This is a genomic window from Stenotrophomonas sp. Steno-Z10-BAI (assembly GCF_056393115.1).
Genome location: NZ_JBWJOZ010000004.1, coordinates 117,114 through 140,303, shown reverse-complemented (window position 1 = coordinate 140,303; position 23,190 = coordinate 117,114). Strand labels below are relative to the sequence as shown.

26 protein-coding genes are annotated in these 23,190 nt (G+C 64.6%); 2 read left to right on the top strand and 24 right to left on the bottom strand.

Going from position 1 to position 23,190, the window contains the following annotated elements:
* Positions 1–121: 121 nt before the first annotated feature.
* Complete coding sequence (locus AC06E9_RS11815) at positions 122–736, bottom strand: hypothetical protein (RefSeq protein ID WP_478056116.1); 615 nt, start codon at positions 734–736, stop codon at positions 122–124.
* A 143-nt stretch (positions 737–879) separates the two neighbouring features.
* Here AC06E9_RS11815 and AC06E9_RS11810 point away from each other — a divergent pair, with 143 nt between their 5' ends.
* Positions 880–1,170 (top strand): hypothetical protein, encoded by a 291-nt coding sequence (locus AC06E9_RS11810; protein WP_478056115.1) that lies wholly within the window; start codon positions 880–882, stop codon positions 1,168–1,170.
* On the opposite strand, the gene AC06E9_RS11805 is transcribed toward AC06E9_RS11810, so the two are convergent.
* Entirely contained in the window at positions 1,142–1,531 is a 390-nt protein-coding gene (locus AC06E9_RS11805) for a hypothetical protein (RefSeq protein WP_478056114.1), read from the bottom strand. The genes AC06E9_RS11810 and AC06E9_RS11805 overlap by 29 nt on opposite strands.
* Positions 1,532–1,734: 203 nt before the next feature.
* Here AC06E9_RS11805 and AC06E9_RS11800 point away from each other — a divergent pair, with 203 nt between their 5' ends.
* Positions 1,735–2,400 carry an SOS response-associated peptidase gene (locus AC06E9_RS11800; RefSeq protein WP_478056113.1) on the top strand — a complete coding sequence of 222 codons (666 nt, stop codon included), beginning with the start codon at positions 1,735–1,737 and terminating at the stop codon, positions 2,398–2,400.
* 37 nt (positions 2,401–2,437) lie between these two features.
* Here AC06E9_RS11800 and AC06E9_RS11795 read toward each other — a convergent pair whose 3' ends face one another.
* From AC06E9_RS11795 to AC06E9_RS11690, 22 genes are all read right to left on the bottom strand, one after another.
* On the bottom strand, positions 2,438–2,806 hold the full coding sequence (locus AC06E9_RS11795; protein ID WP_478056112.1) for a hypothetical protein: 369 nt from the start codon (positions 2,804–2,806) through the stop codon (positions 2,438–2,440).
* Positions 2,807–2,808: 2 nt separating this feature from the next.
* Positions 2,809–5,235, bottom strand: coding sequence for a hypothetical protein (locus AC06E9_RS11790; protein WP_478056111.1), 2,427 nt, complete (start codon positions 5,233–5,235; stop codon positions 2,809–2,811).
* A gap of 26 nt (positions 5,236–5,261) precedes the next feature.
* Positions 5,262–9,851, bottom strand: a complete 4,590-nt coding sequence (locus tag AC06E9_RS11785; protein WP_478056110.1) for a tape measure protein — start codon at positions 9,849–9,851, stop codon at positions 5,262–5,264.
* A 59-nt stretch (positions 9,852–9,910) separates the two neighbouring features.
* Complete coding sequence (locus tag AC06E9_RS11780) at positions 9,911–10,237, bottom strand: hypothetical protein (protein WP_478056109.1); 327 nt, start codon at positions 10,235–10,237, stop codon at positions 9,911–9,913.
* Positions 10,238–10,270: 33 nt separating this feature from the next.
* Positions 10,271–11,029 (bottom strand): hypothetical protein, encoded by a 759-nt coding sequence (locus tag AC06E9_RS11775; RefSeq protein WP_478056108.1) that lies wholly within the window; start codon positions 11,027–11,029, stop codon positions 10,271–10,273.
* A gap of 4 nt (positions 11,030–11,033) precedes the next feature.
* Positions 11,034–13,001 carry a hypothetical protein gene (locus AC06E9_RS11770; protein ID WP_478056107.1) on the bottom strand — a complete coding sequence of 656 codons (1,968 nt, stop codon included), beginning with the start codon at positions 12,999–13,001 and terminating at the stop codon, positions 11,034–11,036.
* A 3-nt stretch (positions 13,002–13,004) separates the two neighbouring features.
* Positions 13,005–13,241: a hypothetical protein gene (locus AC06E9_RS11765; RefSeq protein WP_313424703.1), complete on the bottom strand. Its 237-nt coding sequence runs from the start codon at positions 13,239–13,241 to the stop codon at positions 13,005–13,007.
* A gap of 56 nt (positions 13,242–13,297) precedes the next feature.
* On the bottom strand, positions 13,298–13,675 hold the full coding sequence (locus tag AC06E9_RS11760) for a hypothetical protein (protein ID WP_478056106.1): 378 nt from the start codon (positions 13,673–13,675) through the stop codon (positions 13,298–13,300).
* Between the two features lie 124 nt (positions 13,676–13,799).
* Positions 13,800–14,273, bottom strand: coding sequence for a phage tail tube protein (locus AC06E9_RS11755; protein WP_313424709.1), 474 nt, complete (start codon positions 14,271–14,273; stop codon positions 13,800–13,802).
* 86 nt (positions 14,274–14,359) lie between these two features.
* Positions 14,360–14,722, bottom strand: coding sequence for a tail completion protein gp17 (gene gp17, locus AC06E9_RS11750; RefSeq protein WP_478056105.1), 363 nt, complete (start codon positions 14,720–14,722; stop codon positions 14,360–14,362).
* Entirely contained in the window at positions 14,719–15,222 is a 504-nt protein-coding gene (locus tag AC06E9_RS11745) for an HK97-gp10 family putative phage morphogenesis protein (protein ID WP_313424132.1), read from the bottom strand. The genes gp17 and AC06E9_RS11745 overlap by 4 nt, the downstream gene beginning before the upstream one ends.
* On the bottom strand, positions 15,215–15,550 hold the full coding sequence (locus AC06E9_RS11740; protein WP_478056104.1) for a phage head completion protein: 336 nt from the start codon (positions 15,548–15,550) through the stop codon (positions 15,215–15,217). The genes AC06E9_RS11745 and AC06E9_RS11740 overlap by 8 nt, the downstream gene beginning before the upstream one ends.
* Positions 15,550–15,852: a head-tail connector protein gene (locus AC06E9_RS11735; protein ID WP_478056103.1), complete on the bottom strand. Its 303-nt coding sequence runs from the start codon at positions 15,850–15,852 to the stop codon at positions 15,550–15,552. The genes AC06E9_RS11740 and AC06E9_RS11735 overlap by 1 nt, the downstream gene beginning before the upstream one ends.
* Positions 15,852–16,337, bottom strand: a complete 486-nt coding sequence (locus tag AC06E9_RS11730; RefSeq protein WP_478056102.1) for a hypothetical protein — start codon at positions 16,335–16,337, stop codon at positions 15,852–15,854. Before AC06E9_RS11730 ends, AC06E9_RS11735 begins: the two co-directional genes overlap by 1 nt.
* A gap of 65 nt (positions 16,338–16,402) precedes the next feature.
* The gene (locus AC06E9_RS11725; RefSeq protein ID WP_478056101.1) at positions 16,403–17,611 is read right to left on the bottom strand and encodes a phage major capsid protein; all 1,209 of its coding nucleotides are present in this window, start codon (positions 17,609–17,611) and stop codon (positions 16,403–16,405) included.
* A complete protein-coding gene (locus tag AC06E9_RS11720; protein ID WP_313424145.1) occupies positions 17,608–18,255 on the bottom strand; it encodes an HK97 family phage prohead protease in 648 nt (215 codons plus the stop codon). The genes AC06E9_RS11725 and AC06E9_RS11720 overlap by 4 nt, the downstream gene beginning before the upstream one ends.
* On the bottom strand, positions 18,248–19,510 hold the full coding sequence (locus tag AC06E9_RS11715; protein ID WP_478056100.1) for a phage portal protein: 1,263 nt from the start codon (positions 19,508–19,510) through the stop codon (positions 18,248–18,250). Before AC06E9_RS11715 ends, AC06E9_RS11720 begins: the two co-directional genes overlap by 8 nt.
* The gene (locus tag AC06E9_RS11710; protein ID WP_313424715.1) at positions 19,507–21,330 is read right to left on the bottom strand and encodes a terminase large subunit; all 1,824 of its coding nucleotides are present in this window, start codon (positions 21,328–21,330) and stop codon (positions 19,507–19,509) included. Before AC06E9_RS11710 ends, AC06E9_RS11715 begins: the two co-directional genes overlap by 4 nt.
* Positions 21,331–21,346: 16 nt before the next feature.
* A complete protein-coding gene (locus AC06E9_RS11705; protein ID WP_313424150.1) occupies positions 21,347–21,751 on the bottom strand; it encodes a hypothetical protein in 405 nt (134 codons plus the stop codon).
* A 541-nt stretch (positions 21,752–22,292) separates the two neighbouring features.
* Positions 22,293–22,508 carry a hypothetical protein gene (locus tag AC06E9_RS11700; RefSeq protein WP_478056099.1) on the bottom strand — a complete coding sequence of 72 codons (216 nt, stop codon included), beginning with the start codon at positions 22,506–22,508 and terminating at the stop codon, positions 22,293–22,295.
* On the bottom strand, positions 22,508–22,867 hold the full coding sequence (locus AC06E9_RS11695) for a DUF1064 domain-containing protein (RefSeq protein WP_478056098.1): 360 nt from the start codon (positions 22,865–22,867) through the stop codon (positions 22,508–22,510). Before AC06E9_RS11695 ends, AC06E9_RS11700 begins: the two co-directional genes overlap by 1 nt.
* Entirely contained in the window at positions 22,867–23,157 is a 291-nt protein-coding gene (locus AC06E9_RS11690; protein ID WP_478056097.1) for a hypothetical protein, read from the bottom strand. Before AC06E9_RS11690 ends, AC06E9_RS11695 begins: the two co-directional genes overlap by 1 nt.
* Between the last annotated feature and the right edge of the window lie 33 nt (positions 23,158–23,190).

The window sequence follows — 23,190 nt, the reverse complement described above, 5'->3', positions numbered from 1 at the left end:
GAGCGCCTCGACTGCGCTGGGTCTTCCGGCTTAGCCGTCAGTTGCTGAACCGTTTGTCGCAGCGGCACTCCTTCCAGTATCCGCGCCGCGCGCCACATAGCGGTTTGCCGCTGGATAAGCACTACAGCTTTCCCAAGTCCTGTAGGTGGACATGATCTTGCTGTAGCAATACCACGAGAAGCTGACCGCCAGCGACTTGGCGACCCGAGGCTTGATTGAGGTATTCCGCTTGGAGGCGCCCCGCTTCCAAAATAGCCGCCATCTCAAAGCTGGCCGGCCTACCGCGCAGCGGATCGCCGGGCGAGGCCAGTCCTCCCTCCAGCGGCTGGACCACCACCGGCTCCCCATTGGCGCTCTTGGCATAGGCAGTGGCCAACATCCGGCCGTTCTTTGGCGACCATCCACCCAGAACGATCTCGGTGTGAAGCTGATCCCTGGGGATGCCGGCCGGGTCAGCGGCCGCCACGTAGTTAGGCCACAGCTGCTCGATCACCAGCCCCAGCTCGGCCATGAGCTGTTCCATGGTGAAGTCAGCCCGGAAGCTGGCCTGCAGGCTGAGCTCGTACAGCCGAAGGAAGAACTGGGCCGACCCACGGGTGGCCATCACTAGGTTGTGCTGGGGGATCAGCAACACCTTGGCCGCCGAGGACGGCTTACCCGTCATGACGGCCTCGGCCAACGTATCCACGGCCACCAGGAGCTTTTCAGGGGTCAGAAGGACGTTGAGGATGCTCATAGGGTGGTCGGCCTGGCGAAGCTGAACTATCGCGGGGCGCCCCTGCCCTGTCCAGCGGTCACGACTGGCCGAATGCGGCACGCGGACTCGGCCTGCAGAGCTTCTGCTGGTAGCCTGCTGCAAAACACCCCAAGGAGCTTGCCATGGACCACGAGACAGGAACGTCCGCCGACGAACGGCTAGAACAGGTGGAGAGCCAGATCCATGCGCTCATGGGTCACGTTAAGGCGCTGGAATATGGATTGCGGTTGCTGATCGCCACCCATCCATCACCTAACGTCATCCTTCACACCCTGGACCGCATCACCGACCAGGCGGTCTCCCCCACCCCGCTTGCCGGGGACGTGCCAGAGCCGATGTATCAAGCGGCCCTCCATCAGGGCCTAGGGATCATCAGGGAGCAGATCACCGAGGCGGTGCGCCATAGGCCTTGAGCTCTGGCGCGGCCGGCCATGAGCCCAGCTTCAGCGCTTCACGCAGCCGTCGTTCCTGCTGCAACTGGGCGGCCGAGCACTTCGGCTGCGCGCGTTCTTCCGGCTTGGCCGTCAGCTGCTGCACGGCCTGTCGCAGCGGCACCCCCGCCAAAATCCGGGCCGCACACCACCGCTCGGCGTAGCGCTTCCCTTGGCTCACACTCGCCGCGCTGACCCGCTTGTCCTGCCACAGCTTCCGGCAGGAGAGGATCACCGTGATGCCATCGGCACCTGGCTGGACGCTGGCGATCTGCCGGCCGTTCCACCACAGGCACCAAGACTCGCCGAACTGCACCCAGCCTTGTGGCCGGGGGGCGGTCATGAATCCGGTTTGGTCGCAGGGCGGGCGCATGCCGAGCAGGATACGCCCGGGCGTCTCAGCGGTTGCGACCGAGGCCAGGGAGCCGCTGAACCGTTCGGCTGAGCAATTGTTAAGCGCTGCTTTGGCGGTTTGACGAAATTGCCAATTTGCCCGATTCGTCTACCTCACGCCCCGGCTACGAGTGGGCGGACTACGCTTCTGCCATGTGCGGCCGATTCGTCCAGACCCCGATACGAGACGCCGCCAGCCTGGGCTTTCCCCAGCTGGTGGGCGACCTGCTGTCCATGCCAGCCAGCTACAACCTGGCGCCGACTCAGCGCGCGGCCGTGGTGCTGGATAGGGGCGATGGCCTGCAGCTGGAGTGGCTGGCCTGGGGCCTGCTGCCCTTCTGGGCGAAGGCGAAGAAGCTGCAGGGGTCGACCATCAACGCCCGCATCGAGACCGTGGCCACGAAGCCGGCGTTCCGCTCGGCCTTCAAGAAGCACCGGTGCCTGATCCCCATGGCCGGGTACTACGAATGGTCGGTCAACCCGGACGACAAAGGGAAAGACCCGTGGTTCATTCACGCCGCCTCGCCGCTCTGGGCGGCCGGCCTCTGGGAAGACACCAGCCCCCTACTCGACCCGGACAACCTGGGCACCTTCACCGTGATCACCGGCGACAGCAGCGGCGTGTCGGCCGATATCCACGACCGCATGCCGGTGTGGCTGGACCCCGCGCAGGCCGGGGAATGGATTGCCGCTTCGCCCGATGAAGCTATGGCGATGCTGCTCGCCAGCGAGCCGCCGGCGATGGAGGCGTATCGGGTCAGCCGCGCCGTAAATACACCCCGAAACAACACCGAACAGCTGCTGGAGCCCGTGAGCTAGCCCAACACGACGATACGGCTATCGCCCACTCTTCCCGCTACAACGTGACGGCGACGGACTCGCCCCCACCACTGGTTCGCTCCTCAACTGGCGCCGTCTCCGCATCCCACACTCGCTCGGTCGCCGCCTTGATCATCGCCATCAGCTTCCAGCCTGGTTCCACGAGCTTTTCACCAGTGAACGGATCGGTGATGGCGTATTCGCCACCGATCAGCCCCGCTATGTCGTGCCGGATCGTCCGCTCATACCCGCGCGTGTTGACCAGTCCGGTCTCCCGATCCCAGTCCACTCGCTCGAACTGGAAGAGCACCGGGCCGGTGTTGGTCCGGAAATCCCACTGCACATCGATGCGGGTGGCGAACATCTCCACGGCGTTATTGCCGCTCTCGGAAAGGACGAGGCTCATACTCACTGCTCCACGGAAATGATCGAGAGGTTCTGGGTAATCGTCTGCGAGTCGAAGGACCCGGACTGGTGGGTGACGCTCTGCTCGCCAAATGCGACGATGAGTGCCCGATAGCTGACTGTCTCAAGAGCCGTGCTGCTGTCGTTTACAGTCAGCGCCGCGCCCCAGCCCGATACAGCAGTGTCAGGACCGTCGAACTCATTGATGAGGTCGACGCTGCCCGTGACGTTGAGCACCTGCCAAAGGACCCAGCCGCCCGTCCCGATCTGGCGGAACAGTTGCACCTGGGCAGTATTGGCCCCGCTGCCGGCGATGAACCCGGAACTGCCGCTGGCTGATTTCTGCCGACGGTGTGTGCGGGAGAAACTCAGCGTTACCGTCCGGTTGCCGCCGTTGGTGCGGAACGGGCCGTTTACCAGTTCGGTGCCTACGGTCTGCGTTGTTCCGGTCTGCACGGCGTTGCGCAAAATGCCGGCCGATAGGCTGCCGCCGAAGTATGCGTTGCCCTTGTTGTCGATCCAGAAGATGCCGTGTGCCTTGCTGGCGGCGTTCGGATCCGAGCCCACGCCGATGTACATCATCAGGTCACCGGTGGTGCCAAACGGCTTGCCGTGGACCTGCATGTAACCCCCAGACCGGGTGACCCAGCGGCCGGCCTCGAAGGTAGTGCTGCCAGTGCCGTTGGGATCGGTGACATTGAGGCGATCAGCGACGATATCGAAGATGCCCTGCGCGCCGTCATTGTTCGCACGCCAACCGATCACCCGGTTGTTGACGTCCAGCAGCACGCCGGCCTTGGCCTCCAGGCGTGTCTGGCCGTTCTCCAACTGCGTTGCCCGGGTTTCAAGGATCTGCGTGGCGCTGGCGGCCAGCTGCACGGCAGTATCATCGGTCCAGAGTGTCGGTGTGAGCCCCAGCTCCAGCTTCATGCGCCGGACACTGTTGATGGTGTTGGTGCCCTCGAAGATGATTCGGCAATTTAGATAGATCGTGCCAGCCGGAGCGTTGATCGCCACGAAGATCTGCTGCCACTGGCCCACCTTGCTCCGATCCGAAACCGCGGTAGTGCTGCCAATGAAGCCCTGCGCGCTGAATGCTCCGATCTCCACCCGCACATTGCCGGCTTCGGAGTTTCGGTAAACCTCGGCACTGAGCACATAGATGCCCGCAGTGGTGTCAACCCGCTGCTCGCTCGCGGTGCCTCCTTGGACCGCGTTGACCGCAAGGTAGTTTCCGTACTTCGGCTCGTAGTAGATGGCGCTCCCGAACGGGGCGGTCCAGTAGGTGAACCCCCTCGCATAGGATGAATCCTTGAGCATGTTCGGACTGCCGCCCAGCTTGGCCGTCACTTGGGTTATTGCACTGCCCTGCGCATCCAGCCGGCCATCAATCTGGTCAACGCGCGATCTAACTTGCGCCACCGTGTCCACTGACGCCTTCCCCGCTACCGCGGCATTGGTCTGGTCGATGCGCTGGCCCAGGACGTTATCACGGCTGGCGCTGGCGGTATCTACGGCCGAGACCTGAGCCGTGCTCGCCTTGTCGCCGAGTGCCGCGTTGGTGGTGTCGATACGCTGCCCCAACGCGGCAACGTCATCCGCTCGCGCTTGGATCTCGCTGGCTACCTGTGCCGACGTGGCCAGAGGTCCGCTTCCCGCCGGCAGGCGCGCCACGACTGCGTCCACGCGGTCAACCTCTGCAGCAAGGTCGCTGGCGTTCTGACGGGCAATGCTAATCGTCGCAGCCAGCGCATCACCCACCGAGGCGTACTCGCCGATCTCCCGCCATGAGGCCGGATCGGTGCCCGGGACCACGCCCGTGCTCATCACCACCGCTTGGTAAAGCACCCCTCCCAGACGCGAGAAGGCCCCTGCGGGATACTCGCGGTCGGCCACCCACTCGCCAGCGCCGATGACGTCCTCGAGCATCCCATTCAGTGCCGACACCTGCTCATCGGTGTACTGCCGCGCGGCGCCCACGGCCAGGTTCACAGCGTCCAGATCCCCCGCCAGGCGGTCGATGATCTCCTGCGTGATGGCCTGGTTCAGCGCCTCCATCTCCGCGTAGTTCGGCACTTTGCCTGGCTGCGCCCCCACGACGCTGCCCTCGCCGGCTTTGCCCCGGACGCTCGCGGTGATTTTGAACCACCACAGCTGCCCGCTGCCATCGCTGTAGAGGTATCGGGTCTCGGTGGTCCTGTGAATCTCCGTCCACGGCCCGTCTTGCGCTGGTCCGCGCTCGATGATGTAGATCACGCCCTCCTGGTCCACGGCGGCCCACTCGATGAGCACGCCGTCGGCGACCGGATTGGGAACGACACCCTCCACCGGTGGCGTGTCGGGAGACACGTACACCTTCGGGAACCACGACGACCGCTGCACCTCCACCGGCGTTACAGACGGCAACGGCGCCCCGCCAATGTCGATCAAGGTGTTTTTCCTTGCCTGCATGTGAATTACCTTGCGTTGAGCGCTGTGCGCATTGCCGAACTGCTGCTGGTGCGTACGCCCGTGGTGGTGACCGACAGCAGGTCCCGAATCAGCTTGTTCTGTTCTGCCAGCAGGGCGTTGCTCTGCTGCAGCGCTGCGTTGGTTTCGGCCTGACCCTTCCCCTCGACCACCAGGTCGAACACTGCCCGGCTGAAGTTGTCCGGCAGCGCCTCGATGGCGTCGGCCAGTTGGCCCATGCTGGTGCCGTCCTCCGTGTCGAGGTTGCCTACCTTCATGCTGTCGATCAGGCCGGTCACCTGGCCATACAGGCCGTTGTAGTCCTGCCCGCTGGCGTAGAGGTTCCGACCAAAGCCCAGAGCCGCCTGTGCGGCCGCCTGCGCGGCGCTGGTGTCGCCACCGGCCACCGCACGCTCCAGCTCCTGCATCGTCTTCTGGAGCTTCTCCTGGTCGGTCAGCGGCGACAGGTCGCTGGTGTCTAACCCGTACCGCATCGCCTTCTTGTCGGCGTCGATCTCGGCCTGGAGCTTGCCCATGTTCGTCGCCCGCAACGCCTCGATCTTGGCTAGGTCCTCGGCGCGGGCACCGGACAGGCCCAGCGCCTTCGCGTAATCGTTGGCCGCCTTCACCTGCTGGCGGTACGTGCGTTCAATCGTGAGCGCCTGCGACTGGTACTGGGTCAGGTCGCCGGTGAGCAGCTGGGTGCTTATGTCAGCCATCAGGCTGGCGTAGTTGCCCAGCAGGCCGCCCACCTTCTCGATCTGGGTGGCCAGGTCCGTGCCGGCCACGCTGGCCAGGTCCTGGAAGTAGTCCACCGCCTTGTTGACCTTCTCGATCTCCATCGAGTTCAGCGCGCGGCCGAGCTGGTCGGCGTTGCCCACCGCCAGCTCGATGGACGCGCTGAGCGCGGAGAACACGTCGGATGCCTCGAAGTACCCATCCAGCTGGCCACCGAACCCGGCCGCCTTCACTGCCTCGGTGAACAGCCTGTCGGTCATGTCGCCCAGATAGGCCTCCAGCTGCGATTTCGCCTCGGCCGAATCGGCCGACAGCTGCAGCTTGCCCAGCGACACCTTCACCCCGGCCAGCTGCCCCGACAGGTCGACGCCCAGCTGCTTGGCCAAGTCCGTCGTGGCGCCGCGCACCTGGCGCGCGGCCATGTCGAAGGTGCGGTCGATGCCCGGGTCAAGTGAACCGTACTGCGTCCACTTCTTGTCGCTGCGGAACATGCCTCCCTTGGCCTTGATATCCGCATAGGACTGGCCGTCGAATCCACCGAAGCCGTAGCTGCCGGTGAGGCCCTGCCCGGTCACCTTGGGTGCGCTGCGGCCGAACAGCTTGGCGTGGATGCTGGACCCGGACAGGATCGATGCGGTCTTGTCGTTGAAGCCCAAGCCACGGAACCCCTTGTCCGCGAGGCCCACCGCACCCGCGGTGGCGATCTTGCCGCCCCAGCTCTCCCCGTTGGCAATGTCCCAGCCTTGGTCGAACAGCTCGGCGTTCTTCATCATGCCGGCAACGATCCAGCCAATGATCGGCACAGCCGCCGCAGCCGTCGAACCGGCCGCTCCCGCGCCAGCTCCGGCACTGGCACCACCGCCTGCGAAGCCGGCCACGTTGCTGCCGAATCCAGCCATCGAGCCGGCCGACGAGCCGATCCCAAAATATGCATTGGTGGCACCGGCGGCGGCCGTTCCCCCGCTGAACAGCCCCTGCCCCTTGGACAGAATCCCGGCGAGATTGCCAACGTTCTGCCCACCACCGGCCGAGCCGTTCCCGCCGAACAACCCCATCAGGCTATCCATGCTGAAGCCGCCGCCTTGGCTGCCCCAGTTGCTGATGCCGTCCATGATCCTGGTCTGGATCGGGATCACCAGTTTCTGCTGCAGCAGCTCCCGGGCAAGGTCGCGCAACCCCTGCTTTGCCGTGTCCTTCAGGTCATCCCACAGACCGTTGAAGTCACGCAAGCCACTGGCCGCGAAGTCGGCCATGGCGTCAGCGGCGCCATCCACGCCATGCAACACGACGTTCGCCCAGGCTTCGACGTTGGCGGCCCCTTCTTCCACCTGAAGGGACAGCGCTGCCGCCGCATCGGCGGCGTCCAGCATCGACCGTTCGTACTGCTCGTAGCTGCCCGCCCCCTTGGCCAGCGCCAGTGCTTCCTTGCTGCCGGCGGCCTCGACTGCCTTCTGCAGTTCCTGGCGCATGTCGCGCTCGTTCATCAGCTGCCGGCGGTACAGCTCGCGTGCGCGCCCGACCTTGCCGAGCATCACCAGCTCACCGTCCATGGCGGCAATCAGCGCCTCGGGAGCGCCCATCGCCTTCTCGACCTGAGTGGCAAGCTTGGCGTACTCCATGGCACTCTGGGCCATCAGTACATTGGCGTCGGCCTGGGTGACAGCCCCCTTCTCCAATAGCTCGTTGTACTGAGCCATGTTGTTGAGATGCTTCGCCATGGCCTCAGCGAGCGGACCATTCATCGCGCCAGCAGCTTCCTCTGCCTGTTGCTGATAGCGCTTGATCGACTCAGCATCGGCCTTGCGATCCTTCGCGCCGGCACGCTCAGCTGCGGAGGCAGCCTTACGTGATTCAGTGAAATTCTTCTGCGCGGCAGCCAGCTCGGTCTGCAGCCGGATGTACTGGGCGCCCTGCTCGATGTATTGCTTGACCTTCGGGTCGTCGCGCTTGGAGAAGTCGAGGCCACCGGCCTGCGCCTCCTTGAACCAATCGGCCACATCCAGCTTGGCGACGTCCGCCGCACCCTTGCCGACGCGCGCGAGCTGCCCCGGCAGCGATTGCATCGCCGAAGCGATGCGCTTGCCTGCTGCGCCGGCCGAATCGCCCAGCGCATTGAACGAACCCGACAGTGCGTCGGTTGCGCTCTTCGCCTGGGTGCTACTCCCGGTAAATGCCTCGAGGATCGACCTCTTTCGGTCGACCTCCCGGCCAGCGGTAGCAGCCGCAGCCGTTTCTTCCGTCAGGCTCTTCGCGACGGCGGCAGCGGCCGGGGAACCTTCAATCATGGTCCGCCAGGCAGCCTCAAGGCCGGTGGCGAACTCGTCCGCCGTGACTTTCCCTGCCTTGAATGCGGCATCGAGTCGTTCAGTTTCCTTGATGAAGGCCGACGCCTGACCGACGTTGGAGAAGTTGGTGGCGGCTGCCACCATCTCGCCAATCGAGCCGGTGATCGTCTTGTAGTTAGCGTCGATTTCCTTCTGCAGGCGCAGGATCTCGCCGGCCTGCTGCTGACGGTTCAGCTCGCGGAACTTCGAGATGGCTGCGTCCGCTGCGCCACCGAAGTCGATCAGCGCGCTTGCGGCTGTATTGGTGTTGTCGCGGAACAGCAGCCAACCGGCCGCCGCGGTGGCCAACATGGTGATGATGCCGGCCGGGCCGCCCAGCATCGCCAGGGTTGATGCCCCTGCTCGGGCCATCCAGCTCGCGTTCGCCGCTGTTGCCTGGGCCTGCGCCTGGGCGAGGAGCAACGTTGCTTGGCGATGTTCCAACGTGGCAGCCGCTGCTTTCGCGCTGACCGAGACACTGCCGCCGATGGTCGCGGATCGACGCACCTCGGCCTGCGTATCGAGCACCGCCGCGCGTGTGCGCAGCTCCAACTGCTGTGCTGCAGCGAGGTTCTGCGCAGCAGCAGCCTTGTCTGCGGTGATTCCGGCATTGGCTGCGGCGACCCTCGCAAGCAAAGCCTTGGTCAACGGCCCTGCGGCGACGGCGGCGCCGGCGACGGCAACGGTCTGCAAGTTGCTTCCGAGCACCGCAATTCCCGCTGCGAGCGCCTGCGATGCGCCGGTGGACTCATCAGCGCGGCCAATCATGACTTGCAGGTTGTTGTTGAACAGGGTCGTGGCCTGGCCGACCGTTGCGCTCATCTTCCCGAAGGAATCGTCGACGGCGGCGGCCTGGCTTTGAAGCGCACCGATAACGTCCTTGGCAGTCAGCTTTCCTGCAGCCCCCAGTTCCCTGAGCTTGCCAATCGGTACGTTCAGGCCCTTCGCGATGGCCTGTGCAAGCGCTGGAGCCTGCTCCATCACGGAGTTCAGCTCTTCGCCTCGGAGGGTGCCAGAGGCAAAGGCTTGGCCGAGCTGCACCAAAGCAGCGTCGGCACCTGCCGCCGTGGTGCCGCTGATCACCATCGTTTTGCTGATGGTCTCGACGACTCGGGCGAGATCAGCGCCGGACAGCTTCAGCACCTCCTGGTTCATCGCGATTCGCTGGTACAGTTCGGCCGTCGCTCCGAGCGGCTGCCGGGCCGCAGCGGCGATCCGGACAACCTCTGCCTGTGCGGCCGCGAACTCCGCTTGCCCCGCAGTCACGAGCCGAAGGCGGTTGTTCAGATTCGTCCACTCATCAGCCTTTCCGATTACAGCTTTCGCAGCCGTCAGCGCGGACGTGAGTCCGATAGCTTCGACAGCTACTCGGCGGAAGCCCTGAGCCACTTCATCAGCGCCGCGCCGCGCTGCATCCGACATAGACGCCTGGATGCTGGCCATATCACGTTGGACGACGCGCGCCGCCTTGCCGGAATCGCGCTCGAAGGCGCCCGTTTTCATCAGAAGATCGACGGTCAGGGTGTAAAGGCTCATGGCTTCTTCCAATAAAAAAGCCCGCACAGGGCGGGCTTTTGGGGCGTCTAAAAGTGGGGCTATCGGATTGGGACGTCCGCTCCGTTGATGGAAACGGACGTGACGATTCCCGCTGCATCGGTGACGCAAGACGCGGAGTCAGCCTCGCGGGGACGCTTGCTTCCGGCCACCACGAGACCCGAGCCTGCTGGCCACGAGAAATAGTGCTCGCCTGCCGTTCCCCAGTCCTTCGCATAAGGAACTTTGGTAGCAACAGGATCGCCCGACCCGGTCTGAATAGCTGACATGCAGTTCAGGAGTGCTTTCTCCGAACCGTCTTCTTTCGGCGCCGAGCAACCTGCCGCCACCAGCACCAGCGTTGATAGGAACAGCTTTCCGTACGTCATAGAGACTCCCGAGATTTTCGGGGATCATGCCAGTTATGCCGGGATCTCCTCAAACTCCAAGGTGCTTCGGAAATACTGCCTGCTGATGTTCTCTACCGTAGGCAACTGGGTGGCATAGCCATACAGCGCAGTGCGCGCAGCCAGCACTGGGTCAAACGCCTTGGTCAACATGTCCCGATACTGCGGCACCACACACCCGCGCCGGCGGCCCGCCAGCGCAGCGCCCAGCGTCTCCCAATCGGTTCCGGCCAAACCACCTTTCCGAGCCACCTCCGTGGGGCGTCCACTCAGCGTTGCGGTCAGTATTCTGTAGCTTGGGCCCGGCACCGTGTTTACCTGGCCACCCTTGGTTCGGTTGTGCAGGCTGCTGTCGATGCGTGCCACCGCCCAGCCGTCGGTGATTCCCACGTCCACCGCGCTGAACACTGCGATCTCGCCCACGTCCACATTGGTCACGACGGTGGCGATGGTGACGGCCACGGCGCTGACCTGGGCCTTGCTCGCGGGAAACAGCCAGGCGCATACGCTGCCGTCAGGCAGGCGAATGGTCGTGGCGCTGGCGCCGGCGGCCGTGACCACTACGCCCGGCGGCACGTTCAGGCCCAGGACCGCGATGATGCCCGGCACAATGGCCTCGGCCAGGGTGATGTTGATGACCAGCGCTCCGGTACGCGCGATGCGTGCCCGACGCGCCGGCCGGCCGTCGAACAGCGCGCGCCCCCCATCGGCGGTGAGCCAGGTGCCGCCGACCAGGGCGACCGACGCCGGTGGAATTCCATAACCAATCAGCACCGCATCACCCCCACACCGTCAGCACCACGTCCCCCGTGGCAGGGTTGCGCTCTACGCGCCGGACCAGCACCGGCTTGCCGTCGTGCAGGTCATATCGGTTGTACGTCAGCCGGCCCACCTGCCCCGGCTGCGGCGCCAGGTCCTGGTCGCCGCGAACGCTAACGCGGTAGAAGAACCGCTGCGTGCGGTAGATCGACACGACACGCTCTATTTCCGCCTGGGCATCCCCGGCATCCCAAAACAGAGAGATCACCGGGTCGGCCGAATCTGCCCTCCGGTAGTGCGGGTGCAGCGGCGCACCGCCGTACACCTGAGCGCGGAACAGCCCGGACAGCTCGTCGCGGCGCGCCTGCGGCACGTCCACCACGTCGGTGACCATGTCCGACGCGGCCAGCGCCTGCGCGTTGGGCCGGTAGGCCATGCGGCGCGTCAGGTTCGGGGCATCGTCGGGAACCGCCAGAAGATCCTCGGCCAGGTCGTCCCCGCTCAGGTTGAACGCGGGCGGGCCGTCGAGCGTCTCGGGCGCGACGACGCGGGCGAACCGCAGGACCCCGTTCGGGTCCTGGTAGCACCCCACGCCATAGCTGGGCAGCATGGCGTTCATGGCGTCGCGCCCGGTCACCGCGTTACCGGCGTAGTAGCCGATGCCGGCATAGCCTGTGGCCGCGTCAATGGCGGAGCAATCGGCCGCCGACCATGCGGCCTTGCCCAAGCGCCCCATCAGGTCCGCCATCGCCTGCCGCAGCTTGGCGGGCTGCTGGCCGGGCCCGACGCTCGACACATCGGCCACCACCGGCGTGACCGGCGGCGACTTCATCAGCAGCTGCTGGCCGTCGGGCGACACCGTGAACGTGCCGGGCTCCATCAGGTCGGCACGGTCCATGACGGCATCGGCGTAGATAGGGCCGTCGGCCACGAACATGGCCGTCGCATCCGAATTGGCACCCATGGCCGGCACGCTCGCCACTGCGCCGATCACCGCCGGCTGCGGCTTCCACGCCAGCGCGGGGATGTTGGGAAGGAACACGCCGCGGTTGATGGTGGCATCCAGGTCGTCGTGGGCGTCCCGGAAATGGAAGGTCTTGCTGCCGTCGTCGTTGATCTCGATCCGGTCCACCGTGAACCGGAACACGTCGGCAGCATCGGCCAGCATCCCGCCGAGCGCGCCGGCGCGGATCTGCACAGGCAGCCCGGCGCCGCCGCTGAGCGCCAGGTCATCCAGCAGCCCATCGGCATCCAGCACGACGCACTCGGCCGCGCTGGTTTGGCTCACAGGGTCACCGCCCCAGGGCCAGAAGTTGATCTCGCTGATAAGGCTCAAGCCATCGGCGAGCAACCCCTCGTAGCGGGCGTTGGCCGGGCTGTCACCGGGCGCGGTGAGCCAGTCCATATCAGCCAAGCGGGTGATGCCCGACGCGGCGCCAGGGAGCCGCCAGCCCGCTTCTGCGGCGGCGCTGCGCGCTGCCCACTGGCCGGCGTTCACCGCCATGCACAGCCCATCTGCCTTGGTCGCGGAGAGCGTCCCGGCGAAGTGCAGTGGACCAGCCAAGTTGATCTCGCGCTGGTGCACCTGCGTGCCGTTGAGGTACAGCTGCAGCACGGTGGGGCTGCCGAAGGTCAGGCGCAGTCCCACCATGTCACCGTGCTTCGCCGACGGCAGCCCGCTGGCGATCGCGCCGTTGCCCTGAAGCACCCGTCCGGTGGCTAGCTCCCAGCCGATGCCCGCAGCGCTGGTCCCGGGGTGTGCCTCCAGCGGCGCGCCCGGCGAGACGACGCCGACCATGGCGGCCAGTACGTCGTCACCCCAGACTGCGAACTCAACGCCGGCGGTGCCGGTGCTGAGCGCGAAGTCCGAGCGTGCCAAGCGGTTCAGGTCGGCAGCCGCGGTGGTGGCCAGCGTCAGCCCGCCATCGCGCGCAGCCAGTAACGGGCCGATGGGTTGCGCCGCAAAGCGCCCGAAAGTGTCAGCCATGGGTCATCCCAAATTGTCGAACCAGTCTTGGGCCTCGTCCTCATCCGACCGGGGCACCAACACGTCCATGAATTGCTGCATGCCGCGCTTGGTGCCGGCTTGGCTGTGCGCGGCGGTGGTGAAGGCAACGAAGGCGGCCGGCTTGATGTGCAGACTTACCGGATCGATGGGGTTCCGTTTGTGGAACTCCCACCATTCCAGATACTCACGGCGCGACATGGTCGCCCGCAGCTCGGACACCGTGCGGTGCAGGTGACCGGCCAGGACGTGCCAGAACCAGACCTCGCCGCGCTGCCTTAGACGTTTCCCGCCTCGGCCTGGGCTTCCTTGGCCTCGCCACCAAACCCGGAGTGCTTCAGCGCCACCTGCTGCAGTTCGGCCGCGAACAACGGCTTGAGTTGGGCGGCCTGCGCTGCGGTCAGCACGGGCTTACCGTTTTCGTCGCAGATGGTGGCGGCGATCAGCTTCGCGCGGTCGTTCTCCTGGTACAGCTTGCGGAACTCCACATCGGGAAGTTCCCGCACGTGGAACTGCGCCTTGTCGCCGTTCGGGAGGGTGACGGTATCAGCGTGCACGTCCTTGGACGCAAACATGCCCAGGCTGGTGAAAGCCTGCAGCACGGTCTGCGCGGGAGCGAGGGTTTCGAGCGGGAGGGTTTCGTTGGTCTTGCTCATTGGCCGTTTCCTAAGATGGTGGCTGGGCGTGCAGGCCGCGCACGGCTAACACGCGGGGTTTCCCGCACGCCTGGCCGAAGGTAGACGGCCCGCCGAAGCGGGCCGGAAAGCGCCGTTGTGCCGATCAGGGCGCCGGGCGGTGGGTCGTGACCGCACCGGAGCCGCGGATGGTCATCGTTCCCTTCCAGACGTCGTTGTCGGCGACCTGGACCGCGAAGTTCTGCACGAACCCGTTGAACTGCTTGCACAGCACGGTGGTGGGCGGGGTGATGACGCCATCAACGGCGATGGGCTTCGGCACGCCGGCCACTTCGGACAACGGTGCAGTCACCAGGAAGTTCACGACTTCGCCAGTTTCGTGGAGGCGCTCCAAGGCCTCGGAGTCGATCGAGTCGTAGATCACCTCGATCGTGGTGCTGCCGGTGGCCTTGCGGCCCGCCACGAACTGGTCCCAGTCGTCGTCGAAGTCGGAGATATCGATCTCCGAGGCCTGGCCATCAGGGAAGCCGACGGAGCGAACGCGGGTCACCTTGATGACCTCGGCGTCGCCGATGGCGATGAAAAGTTGGGTGTGTTTGGACTTGAGCACCTGGCCCATTGCGCTGTACCTCTTGGAGTGAAGCCCGGTCGCCGGGCACAAAAAAGCCGGCTGTTGCCGGCGGTTGGGGTTGCAGTGGTGGTCGGCTACCGGATCGCCAGCAGCCGCACGTCGAAGGAAATGCCGAAGGAGCCAGTGTCGTCGTCATCCGGCGTTGGGTTGTAGGACTCGATGCTGCCCCTACGTTCAAGCTCGTCGCGGATTGCCACGGCGGCGACATTGGCCTGGGAAGCCCCTTTGCCCCACACCGTTATCCGGACCCGCCAGCCGTCTCCAGGTGGCGGCTCAGAAAGGAGCGCGACCGGCGAGCCCCCGACCACGGTCCACGTTGCGTACGGCAGGCCTGAGCCGGCCGGCGCGACGCTCGGCCACAGACGGATGGGATCACCAAGTTGCGCGCGCACCGCGGCGCTGCCCTGCAGGATCGACTGAACCAGTGGAACCATCATCTCCATCCCCTTGCCTTCATCAATTTGTCGATCGCCGCCGTGGTTTCGTCGATGATGACTTGCGCGGCCTGGCCGCCCTTTGCTTCGCCTGCCGGCGTCAGGAACGGCTTTGCCGCCATCTTCTTCGTGCCGAACTCAAGGAAGCGCCAGTAGTGGGCCCAGCCGCTTTGTTCGTAGGCTTTGCCAGCCCGCCCAGCCCGTCTGTTTCGCTTGGTGTTGGCATATTTCACCCGTTTGCCGGTGCGTACCCCCACGGTGAAATACTCGCCACCATGGCCGACACCGGCTTTCCGGCGATCCTTGGCGCTGGCGCGTCGGACCACGATTTGCTTGGCTAGGAAGCCCGTATCTCTCGCGACTCGCGCGCGCGCGTCATCCCGGATGATGTTGCCGCCCTTCCGCATGCCGGCTTGCACGGCCTTCCCTTGCATCTGCTTGGGTAGCTCCCGTAGCGAGGCCAGCAGCCCATCCAGGCCACGAATTTGCAGGGTCTCAGCCATCGTTCAAACCCGATACGGCCAGGACGGCAGTTTCACCTCTGTCATTGCTGGTGCCGGCGCTCTTGATGTCGTAGATGGTGCCCCCTTCCACGATCCGCCACTTTGGATCCACCTTTCGCGCCAACAGGTCGAAGCGAACCTGCTCCCGGTATGTGTCCGCGCCAGCAGCCACCGCTTCGGCCGTAGCGCTCAGCTGGTTGGTCTTCTTGGCCCACACCTCAACGACCAGTTCCCAACGGACAGCAGAATCGCCGCCGAGGGGATCCCGTTCGATCACCGGCCGCTCGAACCGGATTTTGTGGCGTCGCTCGCCTGCATGGGTGGCCATCAGAATCTCTTCCTGTACCAGAGCAGCCGCGACACACCCAAGGCGATTTCGGTGCTCAGCTCGCCGGCGGCGCCGCGGTTCTCGGCCCAATGGCCAACCATTAAGAGGACCGCCTGACGAACGTCGGCAGTAAAGGCCATCTGGTCGTCCGACGTGGGATCGCCCTCGACCAATGTGCGGTCGCAATGCATCTGCACGTGTATCACTGCTGCGTCGACATAGGACTGCAACAGAAGGTCGCTGACCTCATCGACGATGCGGCACTGCTCCCGCACCAGGGCAAGATCGAGGGCGACGTCCATTAATCCACCTTAGCGCCCTGAGCGCTCTTCAGGGCCTCGGCCAGCTTGGCGACACCCCAGCGACGGTCGAAGACGACACCTGCGGCTTCCAGCTCGGCAACCAGCGCGGTCTTCTCTGCGTCAGAACCCAGCTCGGCCGCTGCGGCGGGCGCCGCTGCCTCGCCAGAGACAGCAGCAGCCTCGGCTCCACCTACCTCGGCACCGCCAGTCGACGGCCCAACCACCTTGATATCGGCCGGCGCTGGCTGGAGCGTCACGACGGGGCCGGGCTGGCTCGGGGAAGGTGCAGCAGCGGGTTTCGTGAAGGCGGGTGCCGAACCATCGAACTGCTGCACCAGGCCTTTCCCGATCAGGGTGTATGCGTATTCGTCTTCGACGTTCTCGAATACCTGGCCGGCGCGCGTGGGCGAACGCGAGTCGCCGTTCGTGTCGGGGCCCAGCTTCTCCACGTCGCCGCAGAAGCCCCAAAGGACTTTGATCTTCATCTGTATGGATCTCCGGAAGGTGGTGCAGCCGCATCAGCGGCCGTCACCACGGGATGGCAGTTGGATCAGGCGGCAGGCTTGAAGCGGCCCTTGACGAACGCCTCGCGGCGACGCTTGGCCAGGCCCAGGCGCTCTTCGACCAGCAACACGCGCTGGTTCTTCACGAAGTCGTCGTTGATCATGCCGACCTTGAACAGGAAGTTCATGCGGTCATAGATCGTCGCGCCGCGCTGGAAATTGGCCACCAGGAACTCGCCTCCGGTGGTGGTGCCGTCACCTTCGTCCATGCTGTCCGAGGCAACCACCGGCCGGCCCCACAGGATCGGGGTAACGAAGCCCTGCAGGTTGGCAAACAGATAGCGGTTCTGGCTGTCCTTCTCCAGCTCGATGTTCATCCAGTCCAGCTCGGTCATCACCGTCGCGTCGGCCGACAGCTTGGACTGCTTGCGAACCTGGTAGATGGCGCGCCGCACGGTGTCGATGGAGGTGTCGCTGACCTTGGACAGGTCATCATCGAACACGAAGGCGTCGGTCATCAGGCCCGGGAGGTTGTTGCCCAGGCCGTCACCCTTCAGGATCTGCGCTTCCTCTTCCAGCTTGAGGTCGTAGCGCAGCAGCTGCTGCAGGTAGCCGTACATCTGCGGCACGTCGTCCAGGGTTTCGTCGGTCACCGGAATCCAGACGGCCAGCTTCTTGACCAGGTCGGTCTTCTGCTCGAACGTGACGTTGCTCTGCGGCTTGGCACCGCCCTCGGCCACCGGCCCCGCACCGCGGGTGTGCAGCAGCTCGCGAAAGTAGGTGTAGCTCTGGCCGGTGACAGAGATCGACGGGATCAGGTCGCGGATACGCAGTTCCTGGCGCATGCCCGGCTGAATGGTCGGGTCGAAGTTGGGCACGACGATGCCGGCGCTGGTGACGGCCTTGGTTTCCATGGCGGCCAGCTCTTCCTTCTTGACTTCGATCTCGGCCGAGCCCTTCTCGCGGCTCAGCAGCGACTTGTACTCGCCGTTGTCCTTGATGAAGTCGATGAAACCCTTCTTCTGGCCCGGCTGGTTGCCCAGCGCAACGCCCTTCTCTTCCAGCTTGAGCACCTTGTCCACCACCTTCTGGATCTCGTCGGTGGCGGTCTGAATCTGGCTCTTGAGTTCGGTGGTGACCTTGTTGCCCTTCTCGATCTCGGTGGAGGCGCTGTCGTACTTCTTCTGCAGGCCGGCGAAGCCTTCCTTCAGCTGCTTTTCCAGGCCTTCGCGGATATCGGTGATGTTGTCGCTCATGCGTGCATTCCCTCAAAAATGGATTGGATAGATGTGCCGAGGTGCTTCAGCTCTTTCACGGTCTCCGTGTCCGCCATGCCACCGTCTCGGTGGATTGCAGGAAAGCCGAGCGAGGCGACGGCAGCCGCCTCCTTTTGAGACAGGCCCATGCGCTCGCGCAGGGCACATTCGAAAGCGCGCAGGTCCGACTTCACACTGAGAACCTGCGCCTCCGGGTTCATGCCGAAGGGGACGATCGACGCCTCCCACAGTTCGGCGCGCTTGATGACGCGGACGCGGCGCCCGTCGCGGGTCTCCATCGCGTCCTCGATGGGGTTGTAGCCAACCGACATCTCATCGAGCGTGCCGGCCTTCATCAGCTCGTAGGCGTCCTTGGCGTAGCTGACGTTGAGGTTGACCTTGCCTTTGAGCAGCAGCCCGTTACCGTCCTGTTTGAACGCGGCGTCGCCGATCAGCCGCGTCAGGTTGTGGTACAGCGCCAGTCGCAATCGACCGGTGCGTGTGGTCTTCACTGTGGTGAAGGCCCCGGAGACGATTACGTCGCCGCCCAGGTCGATGTTGTCGAATACCGAGGCGTATCCCTCGAAGTTGCCCGAATCGTCAGCGGACTTGACCTCGAAGGGGCAGGCGAAGGTGTTAAGCATTTGCCGGATCTCCCGTGCTGTTGTCGTCCCCGATCGAGTCGGGCTTGTTGCTCGTCCATCGGGTGACCTGGTTGTATTGGTCACCGTCCAACACGGGCAGGTTTTCCTTCACCCGAACCTCGTTGATGGTCATCCAGCCGGAGCCGCCGGAGCCGCCCAGTGCGGTCTTGAAGTAGTTGCCTCGCGCGGTGCTGTCGGCCCGCAGCAGCCCTTCCACCACTGCCTCGACGAACATGCTGCTTTCGCCAAAGAGCTTGTCGTTGAGCTCGCTCTCGATGGCGTCCAGGTATGGCTTCAGGCCGAAGGTCACAAACCCACTGGTCTGCTGCTCAAGGTTCGACCCAAGCACGGACGTGGAGCGCGCCCGATTGGTGAGGTACAGCGGGACGCCCCAGATTCCGGCCAGCGCCTCTTCTTGGAACTGCTGCGACTCGATGAACTGGCTGTCTTTCTGCGTCATGCCGGCCGGCGTGATCGTCGGCCCGCCCTGCAGGATCGCCATCTTTCCCAGGTCGTCTACGTCGCCCTGGCGAATATCTGGCAGCTTGGCCTTGATCTGAGCCTGTTGCTCCTTGGTCAGGAAGCCCGGATAGATGATGTAGCCACCGGTGAAGCCACCTTTCCGCATGAATCGTGCAGACCAATCCTGCGCCGCGCGCGCGAGGCCGATCGATTCGGCCTGGTACTCGATCGGCGACAGCCCCACGATGCCGTCGGTGCTGAACAGCTTGAAGTGCAGCATGTTGACCGGGGACACCGGCGCTTCTTGTCCGCCGATGTTTGCCCAGTAGAGCAAACCGTCATCGGTATCGATGCGGATGTTGTCGGCCGAGACAGGAATCAACCCGATCCACTCGCCGTCGTCGCTGCGCTGGATGATGGCGAAGGCATTGCCGCGCAGCCCCATGTTCACGACGATGGCTTTGATCAAGTCCAGCCATTTGACGTAGGGGTTGGGCTTGGCCAACAGCCGCAATAGCCGACGCCGTTGCGGGCTACTGCCCTTTACCAGGGAACGGACGCCGCCCACATCCTCGTAAAGCTTCCAAGGCAGGCCGGAGGCAGACTCGCTGAGCACCTTCAAGCACGCCCACACGATGCTCACGGTAAGCGCTGACTTGGAGGTCACGCGGACACCGGCCTTGGTGCCTTTTCCGCCTACCGAAAGGTCGACCTCCACGTAGTCACCCGTCGCAGGGTCGTTGTAGCCGAAGAACCGCCAGCTCATCGGGTTGTACCAGCGAAAATTTGTCATCCGATCAGTCCAAAGAAGCCGTTTTCGAGGTAGTCATCAATGCCGCCGGCTTCGGCCGGCATGGCATGTGCAGCACCGAAGGCCATGCAAAGGGCCACCGCGGCGTCGATCTTGTTCACCGAACGCGCCTTGGATAGCCAGCGGTTCTCCCATTTGTCCGACTCGATGACGGCCGACATGATTGCGGACACCAGCACGGGGTTTCCCTTGAGCCGAAGCCGACCCTCAAGCAGCGCTTCCTCGAAGAGCCGCAGCGAGCCCGGCATCCACATGCCCTCAGGCGGTGGTAGCCCTTGGTCCTCCGCTGCCTTCACGGCCACTTCCAACGGCCTGCCCTTCTTCGTGCCGCCCTGAGGGTGCTCGGCAAATGGCAGCGACAACCCAAGTTCGAGCACCTCGTCTTCGAACTTGCGGAACGCATATCGGTCGTAGGCAATCAGCTCGACCAGGTAATCCCGGTCGTACTCGGCCAAGGTCTGAGCGACATGGCGGAAGCTGATCGTCTGTCCCTGCGGTGCATGCAGATGCCCGCCATTGATCCATGTCCGGTACGGCAGCTTGTCGCGCAGCTCCCGCGCCGCGACGGTGTCGCCCGGGGTCCACGCTTCCACCCACCCGTCGTAGGTGGGCTTGCTGATCATCTGCGTCTGTCCGTCCACCACCACCGACACCTCGACACTGCCGGTTTCCACCACCGCCCCAAGGGCCGTGATATCGCGGCTTTGCGAGAGGTCGAGCCCCAGATAGACCTTTGATCCGTGATGCTGCGCAGGGTCGAAGTCGGCGAGCGCCGGCTCAAGAGTTGATCGGGTCATCCACGCCGTCTCCGCGTCGGTCCAGATGCAGAAATGAAGGCGAAGAATTCCGTTCAAGGAACCCGGAATCGCCTTCGCCTGTTTGACCAGGTCCGAGAGGTACTGCTCTGTGATGGTGACGCCGAGCAGAGGGTTTGCCTTTGCCCAGCACGTCGGGTCTTCCAGCGGATCGTCGCCGTCGTCCAGCGCGCACACGTAGCTGAAGGTCCGGTCGTCAATCGGGTCGCCCACGAAAGTCGGGTCATTCACCGCGGCCGTGTGGCCCGCCGCGACCTTGACCGCGTGTTCGTGCTCTTCCCAGCACACCGAAGTGCGATCGCTACCGGAGTTGGTGATCATGAAAAGCAGCGGCTCGCGGCGGAATTTGAAGCCGCGCTCAAGCATTTCGATGATCTTGCGGTCGGGCAGCTCGTGGACCTCGTCCACCAGGACAAAGAAAGGCCGCGGACCCGAACCGGTCTTGCCGGTGTCGCGCGATACAGGCCGGAAGAAGCTCTGGCTGGCCTGGTGGGCCATGTTGTACTCACGCCCCTCGCCGCCGGCGAACTCCACGCGCTTAGCCAGAGCCGGTGATTGCTTGACCATCTTCACGGCGTCGGCGAAGAGGATCCCTGCCTGGTCCTTCTTGGCAGCGGCAGAGTAAATCTGCGCGCCAGCCTCGCCGGCGGCCGTCATCCCCAACAGCCCGAGGCCGCCAGCGAGCGGGCTTTTCCCGTTGCCCTTCCCTTGCTCGATGTACGCCCGGCGGAAGCGACGGAACCCGTCAGGTCCCTTCCAACCGAACAGCGATCCGACGATGAAAGCCTGAGAGGGATGCAGCTCGAACTTGCGGCCCTCGAATTGGCCCTCGGAAAGCCGCAGGATCCGTTCGAAGAAGCCGAATGCGAACTCTGCCGCCTCCAAATCGAAGCGGAGCCCCCTCTCGGGACCCTGCATCAGGTCCTGAAGGTGGCGCCTGCAGGCGTTACGGACGTGCGGCCCGGCCACAATGCGACCGGCGAGCACGTCCAAGGCGTAGGCCTTAGTGCGATCGACCGGCGCCGGCGCCCCCGAAGAACTCGTCGTCGGGGTCGTCTTCGTCTGTGCCATGCGAAACCTTTGACTCATCCACCGGTGTGGCGCCCAGCTTCGAGAGGATCGAGCTGAGCGCTTGGGTTGCAGACACACCGAAGTCAGCCTCGGGGTCATCCATCTTGGCCGTCCAGAAGCACGCCAGCCTGAGCAGGACGCGGTGCGAGGCATTGAGCCATGGCATCTCCCGCTCGAACTCCGCCCAGGCCCGCTTCTGCGCCGCAGTCATTGTTTTGTACGGCTCACCCAGCACCCGCGTGCCCTTCGGCTTCTTCCTGCCGGCATGGCGCCCCGGATTCTTGACGGCCGCACCGCCGGTCGCGGCTTTTGCGACGGGCAGTCGGGGCCTAGCCATGAAAAAACCTCTGAAAATCTGCGCTTTTTCGGCAGGTCGGGCACCCCTCTCAGGGTCGTCCCGCGAATTGTGGATACGGAAAGAACAGGGGACGCACGGTCTAGGAGGCCCCAAACCCCATAAATTCACCCCCCCTACCTGAATGGGGCGTTTCGTTCAGGTTTCTGTGGATAAGTCGATAGGTAGGCGGTTGCGCCCAAGCATCAGGACCCGATGGGCCATCCGTCGCTGTCACACCCGCGAATGTGGACCGCACCCCGCTCCAAGCGCGCCTGATCCGTGTTGTGGCAGTTGGCGCACTGGCTGTCGAAGGGCCCGGTCCAGAACATTTCTTCCGTCTCTCCGGCGGGGTGTCCATTGGTGTGGTTGCAGACGGTGGCCACGGTGGTGTGCCCTCGCGTAGTGCACTTGCTGCACAGTGGCTCGCGGTCCAGTTGGGCCCTACGCGTGCGCTGCCATCGGGCCGTGCCGTACAGGTGAGCGAAGGCGCTGCCACCCACTTGACGTGTGCGTGGCTTGAACGTCGGGTGGGTTGCGCTCATCAGTACGGGTTCCCGTCCATATCCGTGCGTGGTGCGTCGCCCTCTTGGCCAGCCTCTGGGATCGGCGCGCCGAGCTCCTCGCCCAGCAGCAGTGCGACGGACTCAACCAGCAAGCCGATCTGTTCCGCCTGCCGTGTCACTTGGCGCCCCAGCTCCACGATGGTGGCGTGCTGGGTTTCAGCCAGGGCTAGCAGGCGATCAATGCGGTCGTCCATCAGAACTCCTCCACTGCCCAACCACCACCGTCTCGCTTGGCCCTGACCTTCACCGCAATGAAGCGGAACGGGTACATGGCAGCCGCGACCTTGATCTTGGCCCGTGCATCATCCTGCCAGTGGCCTTTGACCTCATGGCACTCCATGACGCCATCGGCAGCCATGACGGCGAAGTCAGGCGTATAGAACGTGTTGTCTGCCAGCCGCAACTTCAGGCCCTCGAACCGGTGCCACACGATCTGGCCGGCCACCTGCAGCGCGCGCAGCCGTTCGGCATACGCCTGCTCGGTCTTGTTGAGCTGGCCGGGCTTGAGCCGACCCAACGCCAGCAGGGCCTTCCCGTTGCGACCCAATGCCATCAGCGCCGCCGGGCGGGTGCGCGGGCGCCCTTCCGCTTGGCTACGGCCAGAACCGGCTTGGGCGCCGACAGGCGCTGCTCAAGAGCGATCACCCGGGAGTCCAGCGCTTGGGTAACCTTGCCCGCCGCGCGGTCCACTTGGTCGATTCGCTCATTGAGAGCAGGCAAGACGTGCGCCGTGGTGGTCGTGATCGAGTTCACCGCTCCAGAAACGCGCGCCTCCAGGTCGCGCAGGCGAACGGACAGCGGGGGCCACAGGGTCACGCCAAACAGCTTGATGGTTCGGGACATGGGTTTCTCTCGGTAGGCGGCGATTCGGCGGCG

Bases quoted from the DNA above. Each gene is read 5' to 3' on its own strand.
- AC06E9_RS11815 (WP_478056116.1), bottom strand. From the start codon at position 736: ATGAGCATCCTCAACGTCCTTCTGACCCCTGAAAAGCTCCTGGTGGCC.
- AC06E9_RS11810 (WP_478056115.1), top strand. From the start codon at position 880: ATGGACCACGAGACAGGAACGTCCGCCGACGAACGGCTAGAACAGGTG.
- AC06E9_RS11805 (WP_478056114.1), bottom strand. From the start codon at position 1,531: ATGACCGCCCCCCGGCCACAAGGCTGGGTGCAGTTCGGCGAGTCTTGG.
- AC06E9_RS11800 (WP_478056113.1), top strand. From the start codon at position 1,735: ATGTGCGGCCGATTCGTCCAGACCCCGATACGAGACGCCGCCAGCCTG.
- AC06E9_RS11795 (WP_478056112.1), bottom strand. From the start codon at position 2,806: ATGAGCCTCGTCCTTTCCGAGAGCGGCAATAACGCCGTGGAGATGTTC.
- AC06E9_RS11785 (WP_478056110.1), bottom strand. From the start codon at position 9,851: ATGAGCCTTTACACCCTGACCGTCGATCTTCTGATGAAAACGGGCGCC.
- AC06E9_RS11780 (WP_478056109.1), bottom strand. From the start codon at position 10,237: ATGACGTACGGAAAGCTGTTCCTATCAACGCTGGTGCTGGTGGCGGCA.
- AC06E9_RS11770 (WP_478056107.1), bottom strand. From the start codon at position 13,001: ATGGCTGACACTTTCGGGCGCTTTGCGGCGCAACCCATCGGCCCGTTA.
- AC06E9_RS11760 (WP_478056106.1), bottom strand. From the start codon at position 13,675: ATGAGCAAGACCAACGAAACCCTCCCGCTCGAAACCCTCGCTCCCGCG.
- AC06E9_RS11755 (WP_313424709.1), bottom strand. From the start codon at position 14,273: ATGGGCCAGGTGCTCAAGTCCAAACACACCCAACTTTTCATCGCCATC.
- gp17 (WP_478056105.1), bottom strand. From the start codon at position 14,722: ATGATGGTTCCACTGGTTCAGTCGATCCTGCAGGGCAGCGCCGCGGTG.
- AC06E9_RS11745 (WP_313424132.1), bottom strand. From the start codon at position 15,222: ATGGCTGAGACCCTGCAAATTCGTGGCCTGGATGGGCTGCTGGCCTCG.
- AC06E9_RS11740 (WP_478056104.1), bottom strand. From the start codon at position 15,550: ATGGCCACCCATGCAGGCGAGCGACGCCACAAAATCCGGTTCGAGCGG.
- AC06E9_RS11735 (WP_478056103.1), bottom strand. From the start codon at position 15,852: ATGGACGTCGCCCTCGATCTTGCCCTGGTGCGGGAGCAGTGCCGCATC.
- AC06E9_RS11730 (WP_478056102.1), bottom strand. From the start codon at position 16,337: ATGAAGATCAAAGTCCTTTGGGGCTTCTGCGGCGACGTGGAGAAGCTG.
- AC06E9_RS11725 (WP_478056101.1), bottom strand. From the start codon at position 17,611: ATGAGCGACAACATCACCGATATCCGCGAAGGCCTGGAAAAGCAGCTG.
- AC06E9_RS11720 (WP_313424145.1), bottom strand. From the start codon at position 18,255: ATGCTTAACACCTTCGCCTGCCCCTTCGAGGTCAAGTCCGCTGACGAT.
- AC06E9_RS11715 (WP_478056100.1), bottom strand. From the start codon at position 19,510: ATGACAAATTTTCGCTGGTACAACCCGATGAGCTGGCGGTTCTTCGGC.
- AC06E9_RS11705 (WP_313424150.1), bottom strand. From the start codon at position 21,751: ATGGCTAGGCCCCGACTGCCCGTCGCAAAAGCCGCGACCGGCGGTGCG.
- AC06E9_RS11700 (WP_478056099.1), bottom strand. From the start codon at position 22,508: ATGGACGACCGCATTGATCGCCTGCTAGCCCTGGCTGAAACCCAGCAC.
- AC06E9_RS11695 (WP_478056098.1), bottom strand. From the start codon at position 22,867: ATGGCATTGGGTCGCAACGGGAAGGCCCTGCTGGCGTTGGGTCGGCTC.
- AC06E9_RS11690 (WP_478056097.1), bottom strand. From the start codon at position 23,157: ATGTCCCGAACCATCAAGCTGTTTGGCGTGACCCTGTGGCCCCCGCTG.